This window comes from Neobittarella massiliensis (ex Bilen et al. 2018) (assembly GCF_014269355.1).
Lineage (GTDB): Bacteria > Bacillota > Clostridia > Oscillospirales > Ruminococcaceae > Neobittarella > Neobittarella massiliensis.
The window spans coordinates 1,215,522-1,230,116 of the sequence record NZ_JACOGI010000001.1 but is presented as its reverse complement, the minus strand read 5'-3'; the positions used below and the strand labels follow the sequence as shown (position 1 = coordinate 1,230,116).

General features: G+C 62.6%; 14 protein-coding genes. 9 read left to right on the top strand and 5 right to left on the bottom strand.

Going from position 1 to position 14,595, the window contains the following annotated elements; translation table 11 throughout:
* The first annotated feature begins 129 nt into the window (after positions 1–129).
* Positions 130–1,008 (top strand): pyridoxal 5'-phosphate synthase lyase subunit PdxS, encoded by an 879-nt coding sequence (gene pdxS / locus H8K20_RS05715; protein WP_186487740.1) that lies wholly within the window; start codon positions 130–132, stop codon positions 1,006–1,008.
* 1 nt (position 1,009) lies between these two features.
* Positions 1,010–1,588 (top strand): pyridoxal 5'-phosphate synthase glutaminase subunit PdxT, encoded by a 579-nt coding sequence (gene pdxT / locus H8K20_RS05710; RefSeq protein WP_341480821.1) that lies wholly within the window; start codon positions 1,010–1,012, stop codon positions 1,586–1,588.
* A gap of 388 nt (positions 1,589–1,976) precedes the next feature.
* Here pdxT and H8K20_RS05705 read toward each other — a convergent pair whose 3' ends face one another.
* The 3 genes from H8K20_RS05705 to H8K20_RS05695 all read right to left on the bottom strand — a co-directional run bounded on the left by H8K20_RS05705 (position 1,977) and on the right by H8K20_RS05695 (position 3,095).
* On the bottom strand, positions 1,977–2,201 hold the full coding sequence (locus H8K20_RS05705; RefSeq protein WP_129589396.1) for a hypothetical protein: 225 nt from the start codon (positions 2,199–2,201) through the stop codon (positions 1,977–1,979).
* A 231-nt stretch (positions 2,202–2,432) separates the two neighbouring features.
* Complete coding sequence (locus H8K20_RS05700) at positions 2,433–2,876, bottom strand: hypothetical protein (protein ID WP_186487739.1); 444 nt, start codon at positions 2,874–2,876, stop codon at positions 2,433–2,435.
* Between the two features lie 6 nt (positions 2,877–2,882).
* Positions 2,883–3,095 carry a helix-turn-helix transcriptional regulator gene (locus H8K20_RS05695; protein ID WP_105204355.1) on the bottom strand — a complete coding sequence of 71 codons (213 nt, stop codon included), beginning with the start codon at positions 3,093–3,095 and terminating at the stop codon, positions 2,883–2,885.
* Between the two features lie 202 nt (positions 3,096–3,297).
* Between H8K20_RS05695 and H8K20_RS05690 the strand changes: the two genes are divergently transcribed.
* Complete coding sequence (locus tag H8K20_RS05690; RefSeq protein ID WP_186487738.1) at positions 3,298–4,035, top strand: MBL fold metallo-hydrolase; 738 nt, start codon at positions 3,298–3,300, stop codon at positions 4,033–4,035.
* Positions 4,036–4,272: 237 nt separating this feature from the next.
* Positions 4,273–4,605: a hypothetical protein gene (locus H8K20_RS05685; protein WP_186487737.1), complete on the top strand. Its 333-nt coding sequence runs from the start codon at positions 4,273–4,275 to the stop codon at positions 4,603–4,605.
* Between the two features lie 754 nt (positions 4,606–5,359).
* Here the strand turns inward: H8K20_RS05685 and H8K20_RS05680 are convergent.
* A complete protein-coding gene (locus H8K20_RS05680; protein WP_154865383.1) occupies positions 5,360–5,719 on the bottom strand; it encodes a VOC family protein in 360 nt (119 codons plus the stop codon).
* A gap of 84 nt (positions 5,720–5,803) precedes the next feature.
* Positions 5,804–6,481 carry a peptidoglycan-binding domain-containing protein gene (locus tag H8K20_RS05675; RefSeq protein ID WP_105204359.1) on the bottom strand — a complete coding sequence of 226 codons (678 nt, stop codon included), beginning with the start codon at positions 6,479–6,481 and terminating at the stop codon, positions 5,804–5,806.
* A 1,057-nt stretch (positions 6,482–7,538) separates the two neighbouring features.
* Between H8K20_RS05675 and H8K20_RS05670 the strand changes: the two genes are divergently transcribed.
* The 5 genes from H8K20_RS05670 to H8K20_RS05650 all read left to right on the top strand — a co-directional run bounded on the left by H8K20_RS05670 (position 7,539) and on the right by H8K20_RS05650 (position 14,572).
* A complete protein-coding gene (locus H8K20_RS05670; protein WP_105204360.1) occupies positions 7,539–8,150 on the top strand; it encodes a TetR/AcrR family transcriptional regulator in 612 nt (203 codons plus the stop codon).
* A 193-nt stretch (positions 8,151–8,343) separates the two neighbouring features.
* Positions 8,344–10,467: an efflux RND transporter permease subunit gene (locus H8K20_RS05665; RefSeq protein ID WP_186487736.1), complete on the top strand. Its 2,124-nt coding sequence runs from the start codon at positions 8,344–8,346 to the stop codon at positions 10,465–10,467.
* Between the two features lie 19 nt (positions 10,468–10,486).
* Positions 10,487–12,277 (top strand): coiled-coil domain-containing protein, encoded by a 1,791-nt coding sequence (locus tag H8K20_RS05660; RefSeq protein ID WP_186487735.1) that lies wholly within the window; start codon positions 10,487–10,489, stop codon positions 12,275–12,277.
* Positions 12,278–12,671: 394 nt separating this feature from the next.
* Positions 12,672–13,685, top strand: a complete 1,014-nt coding sequence (gene aroF / locus H8K20_RS05655; protein WP_105204364.1) for a 3-deoxy-7-phosphoheptulonate synthase — start codon at positions 12,672–12,674, stop codon at positions 13,683–13,685.
* Positions 13,682–14,572: a prephenate dehydratase domain-containing protein gene (locus H8K20_RS05650; protein ID WP_186487734.1), complete on the top strand. Its 891-nt coding sequence runs from the start codon at positions 13,682–13,684 to the stop codon at positions 14,570–14,572. The genes aroF and H8K20_RS05650 overlap by 4 nt, the downstream gene beginning before the upstream one ends.
* Positions 14,573–14,595 lie beyond the last annotated feature (23 nt).

The window sequence follows — 14,595 nt, the reverse complement described above, 5'->3', positions numbered from 1 at the left end:
TACCCAGCGCAACCGGCAGCTGACGGTCCGCTGTATCCAAGGCCCCGCGCCCGCCGCCCGATCAGCGGCCCGGCGCTCATGGGCCGGCTGTACTGTCACCGGCGCTGTGCGCCAGAAAGGAAGATCACCGTGGACGACAGAAGCACACTCAACCGCAATCTGGCCCAAATGCTCAAGGGCGGGGTCATTATGGACGTCACCGACGCCGAGCAGGCCAAGATCGCCCAGGAGGCGGGTGCCGTGGCCGTTATGGCCCTGGAGCGCGTCCCCGCCGACATCCGCCGCCAAGGCGGAGTGGCCCGCATGAGCGACCCCAAAATGATCAAAGAGATACAGGCCGCCGTCACCATCCCGGTCATGGCCAAGGCCCGCATCGGCCACATCGCCGAGGCCCGGGTGCTGCAGGCGCTGGGCATCGATTTTATCGACGAGAGCGAGGTGCTCACCCCCGCCGACGACCGCTACCACCTGGACAAGCACCAGTTCGCGGTGCCGTTTGTCTGCGGTGCCCGCGATCTGGGCGAGGCGCTGCGCCGCATCGGCGAAGGCGCGGCCATGATCCGCACCAAAGGCGAGGCGGGCACCGGCAACATCGTCGAGGCGGTGCGCCACCAGCGGCAGATGCAGGCCGATATCCGCCGCCTGCAAAACCTGCCGCCCGAGGGGCGCATGACCTTTTCAAAAGAGATCGCCGCCCCCTACGATCTGGTATGTCAGGTGGCGCAGAGCGGCAAGCTGCCGGTGGTCAACTTCGCCGCCGGCGGCGTGGCCACCCCCGCCGACGCGGCGCTGATGATGCTCCTGGGCAGTGAAGGGGTGTTCGTCGGCTCGGGCATCTTCAAGTCTAAAGACCCCGCCCGCCGCGCCAGAGCCATCGTTCAGGCCACCACCTACTATAACGACCCGGAGGTGGTGGCCCGGGTGTCCGAGGGGCTAGGTGAGGCTATGACCGGCATCGAGCTGCGCGACATCCCCGACAGCCAGAAAATGGCCGATCGGGGCTGGTAGCGTGGGCGGCAGGATACCGGTCGGCGTGCTGGCGCTGCAGGGCTCTTTTGCCGAGCACCTGCAGGCGCTGGGCCGCCAGCCGGGGATAGAGCCGGTCGCCGTCAAGACCGCCGGCCAGCTGCAGCGGGTGGCGGCCATCATCCTCCCCGGCGGCGAGAGCACCACCCTGCGCCGCCTGCTGGATGAAGCCGGCCTTACCGGTCTGTTAAAAGCGCGCATACAGGCCGGGCTGCCGGTGTGGGGCACCTGTGCCGGGGCCATCCTGCTGGCCGCCCGGATAGCGGGGGAAACGCCCCACCTGGGGGTGATGGATATCACCGTTTGCCGCAACGCCTACGGCCGCCAGATCGACAGCTTCAGCGCCGCGGCCACTATCCCGCCGGTATCGCCCGACCCGGTGCCGCTGGTCTTTATCCGCGCCCCCGTCATCGAGGGGGTGGGCCCCGGCGTGCAGGTGCTCTGCCAGCTGGACGGCCGTATCGTGGCCGCGCGGCAAGAACACATGCTGGCCACCTCTTTTCACCCCGAACTCACCGATGACGACAGCTTTTACCGCTATTTTCTCAGCTTTCTCAGCTAGAGCGGGCCGCTGCCGCCCAGCCGATAGCAAAAAAGCGCTCTGCCTCTGCGGCAGCGCGCTTTTTTTATTACAGCTGGTCCAAAATCGCCAGATCTTGGGTGCACCGGCACAGCTGGCAGCAGCCAGCTGCCGGCGCTTTCAAAAATATCCTGTATGGGACCAGACCCCCACAGAGAGCGTTCGCAAGGCAGCGCAAGCGGCCCTTGCCGGAGAACTGGGGCGGCCCCCAATGCAGATCTCCCCGGTATTCGCAGGGATGAAAAACGGGAAAATCGCAAAGTGCACACCACTTTGCCCTGCTCGCCACTACTGAAAACGGCCAAAGAGGAAATACGTCCTATACCGAGAAGGCGTATTGGATCAGCCCAACAAGTATTAGTTTGTGTGTTTAATTTTTCTTATCAAGTACGCCCCAAATAGCGATGGCAAGACCAATAACTGCTAAGCCGCAAAAAATATATATAATTGGCATAAGACCATATTGCTGAATATTCCACCATGAAGAAAATCGTCCATTTACCGTCCATTCATTCGCCATTGAACCAGCTAAAACCAAAGCAACAGAAATTGCTCCTGACAAAAACATTATGGAACCTAAAATTACTTTTTTCACGTATCTGTCTCCCTGCAAATTTAACTTTGTGAGTGTATTTTCTTTGCCCAAGCTTTGCCCAAGGCACACAAACTTATAGCTGTCTTTTTCACTGCCGCCGGCGGTAGCCGGTGCTCGCATTCATGAAAAAATATTCTGTGGGAGCCAGAGCCCCCACAGAGAGCGGCGTCAGTCGCGCTCAGGCCGCCAAGCGGTTGTTTTTTATGTGCCCGGCAGGGGAGAGAGCCCCCTTCACAGCACCCGCACGTAGTACAGCTTTACCGCTACCGCCACCACCAGCTGTATCAGCGCCGCCCCGATGAGCGTCATGAACACCACCGCATTGAAGTACCCGGCCACCACACCGGCTACCACCATGCCCAGCGAGGTCACCATCAAAATAGGCATGCCCGCCTTTTGGCGGATCAGCCGCATGCGCTCGTCGTGTTCGCGGTTGTAGAGCAGCTGCAGGTGGCGCTCGTCGCCCAGCGCCCGGTTGTAGCGGATGATCATCACCGCCAACAAAATACACAGTGTCGACAGCAGTCCGCCCTGAAATTCGCGCACCGCCGCCACCGGATGGCCCGGCAGATGCACCAGCTCAAACTGGTGGTTGAGCAAAAACAAAAGCCCCACCAGCATTACCGCCCGCAGCAGCCACATGCGCCGCCGCAACACCTTTTTAAAGTCCTCCATCGGTCGTTACCTCCCTTTTTCGTCGATCTCCCCAAAGTCGAACACCTCTTCGATCTGCCGCCCAAAGTAGTGGGCGATCTTGTAAGCCAGCACCAGCGAGGCGGTGTAGCGCTCCACCTCGATGGAAGTGATGGTCTGGCGGGTGGTGCCCACAGCCAGGGCCAGCTCCTCCTGCGAGAGCTTGCGCTCCTTGCGCAGCTGGCGGATGTTGTTTTTCACCAGGTCCCTCCTCACCGCCGATAAATGTACAGTTTACTTTGCAAATTTAGTATAGTTTGCTTTGCATAAAATGTCAAGCTCGCTTAGCAAAAAAACTGTCTGTCGGCTCTTGCATTTTGTCCCCATATCTCCCATACTGTAAGGGATGATACCCACCGGCGCCGCGCCGTGCGGCACCCAGCATGCAGAGGGAGGTCCCGCCATGCCCGCCTATACGGTCCGCTATCTCTATCACAGCAGCTTTCTGCTCGAAACAGCCAGCCACTACCTCATTTTCGACTACTACCGCAACAGTCCCCACGGCCGGGGGCTAAATAGCGGCGTTATCGATCCGGCTGCGCTCACCGGCAAACCGGTGCTGGTGTTTGCCTCCCACAGCCACGGCGACCACTACGACCCGGTCATCTTCCGCTGGCGGGGGCAGCTGCCCGGTATCCAGTACATCTTATCGAGCGATATCGCCGCCCCCGCCGCGGCCGACACCCACTTCATCGGGCCCGATGCTTCGCTGCAGGTAGGTGGCGCCGCGGTGCGCACGCTCCCCTCTACCGACCTGGGGGTGGCCTTTGTCATCGAGGTCGACGGGCTGCGCATCTACCACGCCGGCGACCTCAACTGGTGGCACTGGGAGGGGGAGCCCGACAGCGACAACCGCGATATGGCCCGCGCCTACTGCGCCCAGATCGACCGCCTGCAGGGCGAGCATTTCGATGTCGCCTTCGTCCCCCTCGACCCGCGCCTGGGCCGGCCCGGCTATCTGCTGGGGCTCGATTACTTCGCCGCCCACACCGACGCGGCGGTGATCTTTCCCATGCATTTCGGCAGCGACCGGCGGGTGTTCGACTGGCTGGCACAGGACCGCCGGGCAGATGACTACCGCCCGCGGGTAGCGCGTATCGAACACCGCGGCCAGCAGTTTTCTGGCCCTCTGTCCCGCTAGCACCCGCCCGCCTTACCGCCCTGACCGGCGCACATGCCAAAACGGCCCCATCCCTCTGCCACCGGCCGGGGCCTCGTTCTTCACAGCCGCTATAATAAGCGGGGAGCAGACCATTTTTGTAGTCTGCTCCCCGCTCTTTTTCTGCCCGTATATCACCACCATAAAACGGCGTTTTTTCAAGTCTTGTTCCGGCCGGCCAGCGGGTGGATAGGTATATACAGTAGCAGGAAGTGCTTTATGAACGATGTCACAGAGTCACAGAGCGAGCGAACAGACCTGCCGCCGGGCATACTGCTGACCGCCCAGGATCAGTGCCGGCAGCTGCGAGAGATCACCCACGCCGCCGTGCGTACCGCCCGCTATGGACTCAGCCGCACCCGCCCGCAGATGCCCGGCTTGCTAAAGGGCCGCACCCGGGCTCTGCGCAACACCGGCCGTATCGAGCTGTGCGGCAGCGCGTTCATCGCGCCCATGGCCCGGCAGTATAACGGGCCTGCCGTCGGCCCTCTGCCGTACCTGACCGACCGCCTGCTGGCACTATACCGCGGCGGGGTTTGCAGCCTGTGGTGATGCCGCTGCCCATACCTACGGCAGTGAAGGGAGCCCCTTCGCACACAGTGACCTGACGGCGGCCCACCAGCAACAGGTACCGCCCGGCGGTTCGGCTGTCGTAGGGTTGGGCCAGCTGGCGCCGCTCAATTCGCTGCGCTACACGTTCAGTTTGGCCCCGCTCCAAAGCGACTCCAAAGCGATCTGTGGGCGCAGTACCGGCCGGGCCAGCGCCCCATCGCCCCAGCTGTCGCCGCGAACCGGGCACTATAGCGGCAGCTGTGTGGCAGCGCGCCGCCGGTACCGTGTTGGGCACGCACCGATACGCTGGCCGGTATGGGCCGCTATTATGCCGCCTGCGGCCGGCGCTACCTCACCCACCGCCGGCCGATATCGACTATCAGCTGCTGTTGCCGGTGCCGAAAACGTCGGTCGGCGTCCGCCGCCTGGCCCGGCTCACAGCCGGGCGGGCCTTTTTGTCGGCGCTAGATCCCGCCGCTCTGCACCGGCCGCTGGCCCGCTGCAGACCCCACTGTCCACAGGCGCTTATAGGCGGAGGTAGCGCCGCCGCCCCGGTCCCCCTCTGCGCCGCCGGGCTCCCGCTTTCGGGCCAAAACACACCCCGTCGGCCCTGGTCTGGAGGGCAGGGGAGCCCCCAAAAAAATGAGCGCCGCGCTTTAAAGCCCGCACAAAAAAGCAGAGGACAGCACCGGCCGATCGGCCTGCTGTCCTCTGTTTTTTGCGGTGTTTTGGCCGGCGCTGGTGGTCCAGTGGCCTAGTGGTCCAGTATCTCGATCCAGTAGCCGTCGGGGTCGTTTATGAAGTAGAGACCCATATCGGTGTTCTCAAAGCAGATACAGCCCATCTGCGCGTGCAGCTGGTGGGCGGCGTCCCGGTCGGGCACGCGCACCGCCAGGTGTATCTCGTTGTCGCCCAGGTCATAGGGTCTTGTGCGGTCGTGGTAGTGGGTCAGCTCCAGCAGATGATCGGTGTTGCCGTCGCCCAAAAAGACGATGGTAAAGCCGTCTCCCTCTATGCGGCGCACCTCGGTAAGACCCAGCGCCTGGCGGTAAAAATCCAGGCTCTTTTGCAGGTCTAGTACGGTCAGGTTGGTGTGTAAAAAGCTACAGGTCATAAAACAGGTCCTCCCAGCATCACAAATGCGTGTACAGGTCCTATTTTACCACAGCGCACCGGCGTTTGTACAGCGCGGGAGGTGCTAGTCGATCACGGTAGAGGTGCGGCCGATGCCCACCACCGCGTTGGTGATGCGCCGCCAGGTATTGCAGCCGCAAATGCCGTCGGCGCTCAGGCCGTTGGCCCGCTGAAAAGCTACCAGCGCATTGGTGGTGTTGCCGCCAAAGTAGCCGTCCAGGGTACGGGTGGTGTAGCCCAGCGCGTTCAGGGCGTCCTGTAAAACCAGCACGTAAACGCCCACCGAGCCGTTTCTGATCAGCGGGTACCCGGCCGAGCAGGCGGGGCTGCCGTAGCGCTTGTCAAAATGCACCCAGCTGGGGGTCATGCTGATGGGCTCCACATAGGTCCACACCCCCAGCGACTGGCACAGCTGGTGAAAGCGGCGGCGGGTGGCGGAGGTCTGGTTTTGCATCGTGTCAAAGCTGGTGCCGGCGTAGTGCTGGCTCTGCAGGCCGTGGCCGCCCTCCCAAATGCGTTTGTAGGCGTAGCCCACGTAAATGCCGCTGCCCCAGTTGCGGCGGGTGATGTTCCAGGACTCCATCGCCGTAGTGGTGGTCCACATTACCGACGATCTGGAAGATCCCCGGAACTCGCGTACCAGCAGCGTTCTGCCGTACGAGTAGGGCATCGGGTCTGTCTCTGCCCGGGTGTAGCGCTCCATTCTATTGGTGTATAAGTTATAGACGAGTATCGTAGCCATAATCGATCCATGCCTTTCTGGAAAGTATTACAAATAAAGGGGTATCACCACATTGTATGCACCGGCACCAGTTCGGTGCCTGCCACCCGCCGCTCCTCTGTTTCCCCCCAAAAAATACCTATGCGAACCCCGCCCCGCGCGCCACCGCCCGCCCCACATCCCGCCGCCGCTCCTCTTTACCATGCATCATGACCGGCCACCTCCAGTCAGTCTCCAGCCCACCCCGCCCCCGGCGCCCCACAGCATCTCGCCAAGCGCCGCCAGCCCCCCTCTGTTACCTCATCCCAAGTAGCTATGCACACCCCGCCCCGTGCACCACCACCCGCCCCACATCCAGTCTCCGCTTTTCTTCACCATTCATCACGACCGGCCACCTCCAGTCAGCCCTTAACTCACCCCGCCCCCCGCACCCCACAGCATCTCGCCAAGCGCCGCCAGCCCCCTCTGTTACCTCACCCCAAGTGCCTATGCGCACCCCGCCCCGCGCGCCACCGCCCGCCCCACATCCCGCCGCCGCTCCTCTTCGCCATTCATCACGACCGGCCACCCCAGCCAATCCCCAGCCCACCCCGTTCCCCCGGCGTCCCACAGCATCTCGCCAGGCGCCGTCAGCCCCCTCTGTTACCTCATCCCAAGTACCTATGCGCACCCCGCCCCGCGCGCCACCGCCCGCCCCACATCCCGCCGCCGCTCCTCTTCACCAGCCACCACAGCCGCCATCCGTCCCATCCATCTATATAGATCCTGTATAAGCCCTGTCCGTTCTCCACCCATCCCAACCATCCCGCCCACAGCCCCGCACCCGGGTCCCCCTACCGCCGGCTCGCCCCTCTACCTATACCCGGCTTGGGCCCGTCCATCCCCTGCACAAATTGCACAATCTGCGCTGTCGCATTTTAGCAGATGTCGTGCACACTATAGAAACTGACTAAAAGTCATTTTTTAAAGTTGACGATTGGTCAGTTTTGCAATATACTGTGGGTGTCAAACAAAATGACGAACGGTCATTTTTGATAAACTGCCAGCCGTCACCGGCTCCTAACGCGAGGTGTACACCATGCTCATCGGCAAGATAGAACAGAAAAAAAAGAAGAAAGAGCAGGCCATCGAACAGGCCGCTTTCGAGCTGTTCGATGAAAAGGGGATAGCCGGCGTGTCCATCGATATGATCGCCCGCCGGGCCGGCATCGCCAAAGGCACCTTCTACCTCTATTTTAAAGACAAAGATGCCGTGCTGGCCCACGTGGTGTTCCGCCGCGGGGCCCAGGTGCTCGCCCAGGCCATGCAGCAGGCCATGCAGCAGAACATCGAGGACCCCATCGAGCGCATCATCTACGTCACCGACTACGCCATCGACCTGCTCAAGAACGATCCGGCCGTGCTGCGGGTCATCCGCAAAAACCTGTCCTGGAGCCTTATGCAGAGCGGCCTGCAAAGTGCCGACGACACCGGGGCTGACAGCGAAGTCACCCAACTTTTGCGCCAGTACCTCAGCCAGCTCGAGAGCTGGGGCTACACCGCCGAGGAGGCGTTTCAGCTGGTATTTATGGTGGTGGAGCTCATCGGCTCCACCTGCTACTGCTCCATCGTGCTGGGCCAGCTGCCCGATATCGATACGGTAAAGCCCATGCTCTTTACCGCCATCCGCAAAATGCTGCGCCCCAGCTGAGGGGCGCGCCCATAAAAAAACAAAACACGGCGTACGATGCCCGCCCGCCAGCCACCGAGCGGGGCGGGGGAGAGACGCTGTTTTTTGCGCCCAAAACCCCGCCCGGCCCGCTCTTTTACAGCTAAAACAGCGGCCGGCGCCCGGGCTGGGGCCCACACATGCAACACCAAATCACAGAAAAGAGGTCATGCACATGAACCGGTCCGAAAAGATGGCCCGCTTTATCGTCAAAAAGCGGATACCCATCCTCATCTTGGCCGTGCTGCTGCTCATCCCGTCGGTCTTGGGGTACGTATCCACCTTTGTCAATTACGATATCCTCTCCTACCTGCCGGCCGACGTCGAGTCGATGATCGGCCAGAAATACCTGGAGGACGACTTCTCCATGGGCTCCACCACCATGCTCGTCGTCGAGGGGATGAACACCCACCAGGTCTCGCAGCTCAAAGAGAAGATCGCCGCCATCGACGGCGTCAAATCGGCCCTCTGGGCCGACGATATCTTCGACGACGGCTTCCCCCAAGAGATGATGCCCAAAGATGTCCAGCAGCTGTTTTACAGCGATAAGGGCTCCACCATGATGGTCATCAGCTTTGAGGAGTCCACCGCCGCCAACCGCACCGTCAAGGCCATCCGGCAGATCAAGTCGACAGCTGGCAAGCAGTGCTTTTTGGGCGGTATGGCCGCCATCGTCGAGGACACCCAGACTTTGGTCGGCCAGGAGATGCCCCTCTACGTGCTGGTGGCGGTGGTGCTCTCCATCGTCGTGCTGGGGCTGGGGCTGCGCAGCTGGCTGGCGCCGGTGGTGCTCATGCTGGGTATCGCTTTCCCCATCGTCTACAACTTCGGCACCAACGTGTTTTTGGGGCAGATCAGCTACATCACCCAGGCGCTGGCGGCGGTGCTGCAGCTGGCGGTAACCATGGACTTCTCCATCTTCCTCCTGCACCGCTTTTCAGAGGAGGAGGCCCACTGTGCCAGCAAGGAGGAAGCCATGGCCAAAGCCATCACTGCCACCATGTCCTCCATCACCGGCAGCTCGCTGACCACCATCGCCGGCTTTCTGGCGCTGTGTACCATGCGCCTCACGCTGGGCCGCGATATCGGCCTGGTCATGGCCAAAGGCGTGCTGCTGGGGGTCATCTGCACGGTGGTCATCCTGCCCTCACTCATCATGGCTTTCGATAAGCCGCTGCAGCGCTGGCAGCACCGGGCCATCATCGTCGAGCCCAAGCACCTGCCCAGCTTTGTCCTCAAACACTATAAAGGCATTCTGGTGGCCTTCGTGGCGCTGTTTATCCCGTTTGCCGTCGCCCAGGCCAAAGCGCCGGTGTACTACGCGCTGGACCAAACGCTGCCCCAGGACCTGACTTCCATCATCGGCACCAATAAGCTAAAAGATGATTTCAACATGACCAGCACCCATTTTCTCATCCTCGACGACAGTCTGCCCGCCTACCAGTACCAGCAGATCGGCGACGAGATACAAGCCCTCGACGGCATCGATCTGGTGCTCTCCTACGACAAGTACGTGGGCGGCGGTATCCCCGCCGAGGTGGTGCCCGACAGCGTCAAACAGATCATCCAAAACGGCGGTAAAAAAATGATGATGGTCAACTCCACCTACCGCGCAGCCAGCGACGAGGAGAACGCCCAGATAGACCAGATAAACACCATCCTCAAAAAGTACGACAAGAACGCCGTGGTGGCCGGTGAGGGAGCGCTCACCAAAGACCTCATCGAGGTGGCCGACGTCGACTTTAAAAGCGTCAACATCACCTCGGTGCTGGCCATCCTGCTCATCGTCGGCATCTGCTTCAAGTCCTTTAGCCTGCCGGTGCTGCTGGTGCTGGCCATCGAGTTCGCCATCAGTCTCAACATGGGGCTGCCGTACTTCACCGGTACGCAGCTGCCGTTCGTGGCCGGCATCGTCATCGGCACCATCCAGCTGGGGGCCACCGTCGACTATGCCATCCTCATGACCACCCGCTTTCGCGAGGAGCGCCGGGCCGGCCGCACGGTGCATGACTCGGTCTACACCGCCGTGCAGAAATGCGCCCCCTCCATCATCACCAGCGGGCTCACCTTCTTCGCCGCCAACATCGGCGTGGTCTGCATCTCCCGCATGGATCTCATCAAGAGCCTGTGCACACTGCTGGCCCGCGGCGCCGTCATCAGCATGTTCTCCATCCTGCTGGTGCTGCCGGCCATCCTGCTGGTCTGCGACAAGCTCATCTGCAAGACCACCAAAGGTTTTTTGCGGCCGGCCGCCGGCAGTGTGCCGCGCCCCCACCCGGTAAACGAGCCCCAACACTAGAGAAAGAAGGTCTTTACACATGAAGCACCCCAAAACCTTTGCCCGCCGGGCCGTGTGCGGCCTGCTGGCTCTGTCGCTGGCCGCCGCCCCCAGCCTGTCCGGCGCGGTGCTGGCCAGCGATAACAGCGCCATCACCAAACAGGAGACCGTCTACATGTTTTTGGCCGCCGACGGCAGCTTAAAGAGCACCACCGTCAGCAGCTGGCTGCACGCCGACAGCGGCGTGCGCGGCCTGGGCGAGCCCACCTCGCTGACCGATATCAAAAATGTCAAGTCCGAGACCGCCCCCACCCTAAAAGACGGGGTCCTCTCCTGGGATATGGACGGTAATGACGCCTACTATCAGGGCGCCAGCGACACCACCCCGCCCATCGCCGTGTCCATCACCTACAAGCTCGACGGCAAAGACATCGCCCCGGCGGATCTGGCCGGCAAGAGCGGCAAAGTCGAGATCACCGTCGCCTTTAAAAACAACTGCCGCTCCTCGGCCACCGTCGGCGGCGTCAGCCGCGAGATCTACACCCCGTTTGCCACCACCGCCGTGCTCGACCTGCCCACCGACACCTTCCAAAACGTCAAGTGCTCTGGCGGCTCGGTGCTCTCAGAGGGCACCAATCAGGTGGTCACCATCCTGGCCGTGCCCGGCTTAAAAGACAGCCTGGGCAAAGACGCCGACACCTTAAAGCAAATCAGCGACTTCTCGCTGCAGGACACCTTCACCGTCACCGCCGAGGCCAAAAACTTCAAACTGGGCTCGGTGGTCATCGCCGCCACCCCCAGCCTGCCGCTGGATAAACTCAAGGGCGATATCTCGCTGGGCGAGCTCTCCAGCGGCCTGAGCCAGCTGCAGTCGGCCACCGAGCAGCTGGCCAGCGGCACCCAGCAGCTGTCCGAGGCGCTGGCGACCTACAGCGGCAAGATGGAGGAACTCGACAGCGGCATTTCCGATCTCAGCGCCGGCGCCGGCGACCTGCTGGCCGGCGTCACCCAGTACACCGACGGGGTGCAGCAGCTCTTTGACGAGATAGACCAGCTGCTCCCCGGGCTGGAGGCACAGATGGGCCAGAGCGGTCAGGCCATCGCCCAGGATCTGCAAAACCTGGCCGGTAAGGGGCAGACCGCCTCGCAGGAGATGCAGGACATCACCCAGCAGATGGGCGCTCTGTACCAGCAGATCCTGGCCATCAAGCAGGCCGACCCCAGCGCCGATATCACCGCCCTGCTGGGCGCTTTCGGCGCCCTCAAGCAGCAGCTGGAGGAGCACGGCGCCACCCTGACCGCGCTGGGCCAAGATATGCAGACGCTGGCCACCGACGCCGGCAGCATGCAGACCGACCTGGCAACCGGCCTGCAGACGGCCAAAGAGCAGCTGGCCCAGGCCGAGGCGCAGCTGCGTCAGGGCAGCACCGATCTGCGTCAGGGAGCCAAGGACCTGTCCGACGGCGCCGCCGGAGCCAAAGACGCCACCGGCCAGCTCTCCGGCGCGGCCAGGACCATCAGCGAAAAGAGCGGCGAGCTCGATCAGGGGATGAACACCTACAAGACCACCGGCATCGACCCGGCCAAGGGCCAGATAGACGAGCTGGTGGGCGACGCCGACAACCTGCTGGCCCTCAAAGACGCCCTCATCGCCCAGAGCGAGTCGTACCAGAGCTTTGCCGGCTCTCCCGAAGGCTGCGACACCACCACCGCCTTCGTCATGAAGACCGACGAGATCTCCGCCCCCAAGACCGAGAAAAAAGGCGGGGAGAGCAAAAAGGCCGAAAAAAAGACCGGCCTGTGGGACCGCATCAAAGGCCTTTTCAGCTGATCGGGCCGGTGCCGCACCAAACTTTCAGTTGACAAATAAGACCTGTGTGTTTATCATGATACACATGGGAGAGAGGCGACGGGTGCTCTGCCCGCCGCCTCTTTTTATCGCCGCCTCTCTCGGGGCGGCACAGCAACACGGGGGCTACCACCATGCCAAACCACATCGCCGTTTTCTTTTTTAGCTTTATCAGCCTGGGCCTGTTTTTTAGCGGGTTCGGGTTTATCTGGCGTGAAAAGAGAATAGGCCGGTCTGGGGCTGTGGCAACCGCCATGTGATACGTGTATTTTTCTGTGGGCACCCCGACGGCTCGTCGGGGTGCCCCTTTTTTGTCGGCCGCGGCCGCCCCGGCAGCCGGCCGGTGCCGCAGCGGTAAAACAGGAGGAGTAAAAACATGATCGTCATTTTAAAACCCGGCGTCTCCAGAGAAAAGGTACAGCAGTTCACCCAGTGGATCGAGTCGCAAAACGTCTCGGTCAACGCCGTCTACGGCACCCAGACCACCATCCTGGGCCTGGTGGGCGACACCTCGGTCATCGATATCGACGCGGTGCGCTCCCAGGATATCGTCGAGAACGTCAAGCGGGTGCAGGAGCCGTACAAAAACGCCAACCGCAAGTTCCACCCCGACGACACCGTCATCGATTTGGCCCCCGGCCTCACCATCGGCGCAAAACAGGTGCCCATCATGGCCGGCCCCTGCTCGGTCGAGAGCGAGGAGCAGATACTAGAAGTCGCCCGCCGGGTCAAAGAGAGCGGCGCCACCGTGCTGCGGGGCGGCGCCTTCAAACCCCGCACCAGCCCCTACGCCTTCCAGGGCCTAAAGGCCGAGGGGCTGGAGCTGTTGCGCCTGGCCCGCAAAGAGACCGGCCTGCCCATCGTCACCGAGATCATGTCGCTGGCGCACATCGACCTGTTTAGCGACGTGGACATCATCCAGGTCGGCGCCCGCAACATGCAGAATTTCGAGCTGCTCAAAGAGCTGGGCCACTGCCAAAAGCCCATCCTGCTCAAGCGCGGGCTGGCCAACACCATCGAGGAGTTCCTCATGAGCGCCGAGTACATCATGGCCGGCGGCAACCACCGGGTCATCCTCTGTGAGCGGGGCATCCGCACCTTCGAGACCTTCACCCGCAACACGCTGGATATCTCGGCGGTGCCGGTGCTCAAAAAGATCTCCCACCTGCCGGTGGTGGTCGACCCCTCCCACGCCACCGGCATCACCTGGCTGGTGGAGCCGCTGGCCAAAGCGGCCATCGTCGCCGGGGCCGACGGCCTCATCATCGAGGTGCACAATGACCCCGCCCACGCGCTGTCCGACGGCGCCCAGTCGCTGACCCCCGACCAGTTTGGCGGCGTCATGTCCACCGTCCGCCGCACCCTCGAGTTCGAGGGCCGCACTCTGTGAGCGGCCAGAGAGAGCCGCTGTCGGCGCTCATCCAAACAGCCGGTGTCCAGCTGCCCCCGGCGCCGGCGGCAGTGGCCGCCCAGGGGGTGCCCGGGGCCTACTCCCACCGGGCCTGTACCCAGCTGTGGCCCCAGTGCCGCCCCCAGTTCTACCGCCAGTTCGACGACGTGTTCGCCGCCGTCGAGAGCGGCCGGGCCACGGTGGGGGTGCTGCCCATCGAGAACTCCACCGAGGGCTCGGTGCTGCCGGTGTACCGGCTGCTGGGCCTGCACCGGCTCTACATCGTAGACACCACCCAGGTGGCCGTGGAGCATTGCCTGCTGGGCCTGCCCGGCGCCGCGCTCGACGCGGTGGCCGAGGTCTACTCCCACCCCCAGGCGCTGGGCCAGTGCCGCCGCTTTTTCGAGGAGCACCCCCACCTGCACCCCCACGAGTACTCCAACACCGCCGCCGCCGCCGAGATGGTGGCTGCCGGCGGCGACCAGAGCATAGCCGCCATCGCCTCGGAGGTCTGCGCCGAGCTGTACGGTCTTTCGGTGCTGCGCCGCGGCGTGCAGGACCAGGGCCGCAACCGCACCCGCTTTATCGCCGTCATGGCCCAGCCGGTCATCGCCCCGACGGCCGACCGGGTCAGCGTCTGCGCGGTGCTGCCCCACGTGCAGGGTTCGCTGTTTCGCTTTCTGGCCCAGTTCGAGAGCCAGGGCCTCAACCTGCAAAAGATCGAGTCGCGCCCCATCCCCGACCGGGATTTCGAGTTCCTCTTTTACCTCGATTTTTCCGGTAACCTGCGCCAGCCCGGACTGGCCGACTTTCTCGACCAGCTGCAGAAGAGCTGTGAGTACCTGCAATTTTTGGGCAACTACCCCGACCGGGGCCACCCCCTTTAAACTGCCCCACCGCGATCTATAAA

Excerpts from the sequence above, each read along its gene's own strand:
- H8K20_RS05660 (WP_186487735.1), top strand. The coding sequence starts at position 10,487 with ATGAAGCACCCCAAAACCTTTGCCCGCCGGGCCGTGTGCGGCCTGCTG.
- H8K20_RS05680 (WP_154865383.1), bottom strand. The coding sequence starts at position 5,719 with ATGACCTGTAGCTTTTTACACACCAACCTGACCGTACTAGACCTGCAA.
- aroF (WP_105204364.1), top strand. The coding sequence starts at position 12,672 with ATGATCGTCATTTTAAAACCCGGCGTCTCCAGAGAAAAGGTACAGCAG.
- H8K20_RS05675 (WP_105204359.1), bottom strand. The coding sequence starts at position 6,481 with ATGGCTACGATACTCGTCTATAACTTATACACCAATAGAATGGAGCGC.
- H8K20_RS05700 (WP_186487739.1), bottom strand. The coding sequence starts at position 2,876 with ATGGAGGACTTTAAAAAGGTGTTGCGGCGGCGCATGTGGCTGCTGCGG.
- H8K20_RS05685 (WP_186487737.1), top strand. The coding sequence starts at position 4,273 with ATGAACGATGTCACAGAGTCACAGAGCGAGCGAACAGACCTGCCGCCG.
- H8K20_RS05670 (WP_105204360.1), top strand. The coding sequence starts at position 7,539 with ATGCTCATCGGCAAGATAGAACAGAAAAAAAAGAAGAAAGAGCAGGCC.
- H8K20_RS05690 (WP_186487738.1), top strand. The coding sequence starts at position 3,298 with ATGCCCGCCTATACGGTCCGCTATCTCTATCACAGCAGCTTTCTGCTC.
- H8K20_RS05665 (WP_186487736.1), top strand. The coding sequence starts at position 8,344 with ATGAACCGGTCCGAAAAGATGGCCCGCTTTATCGTCAAAAAGCGGATA.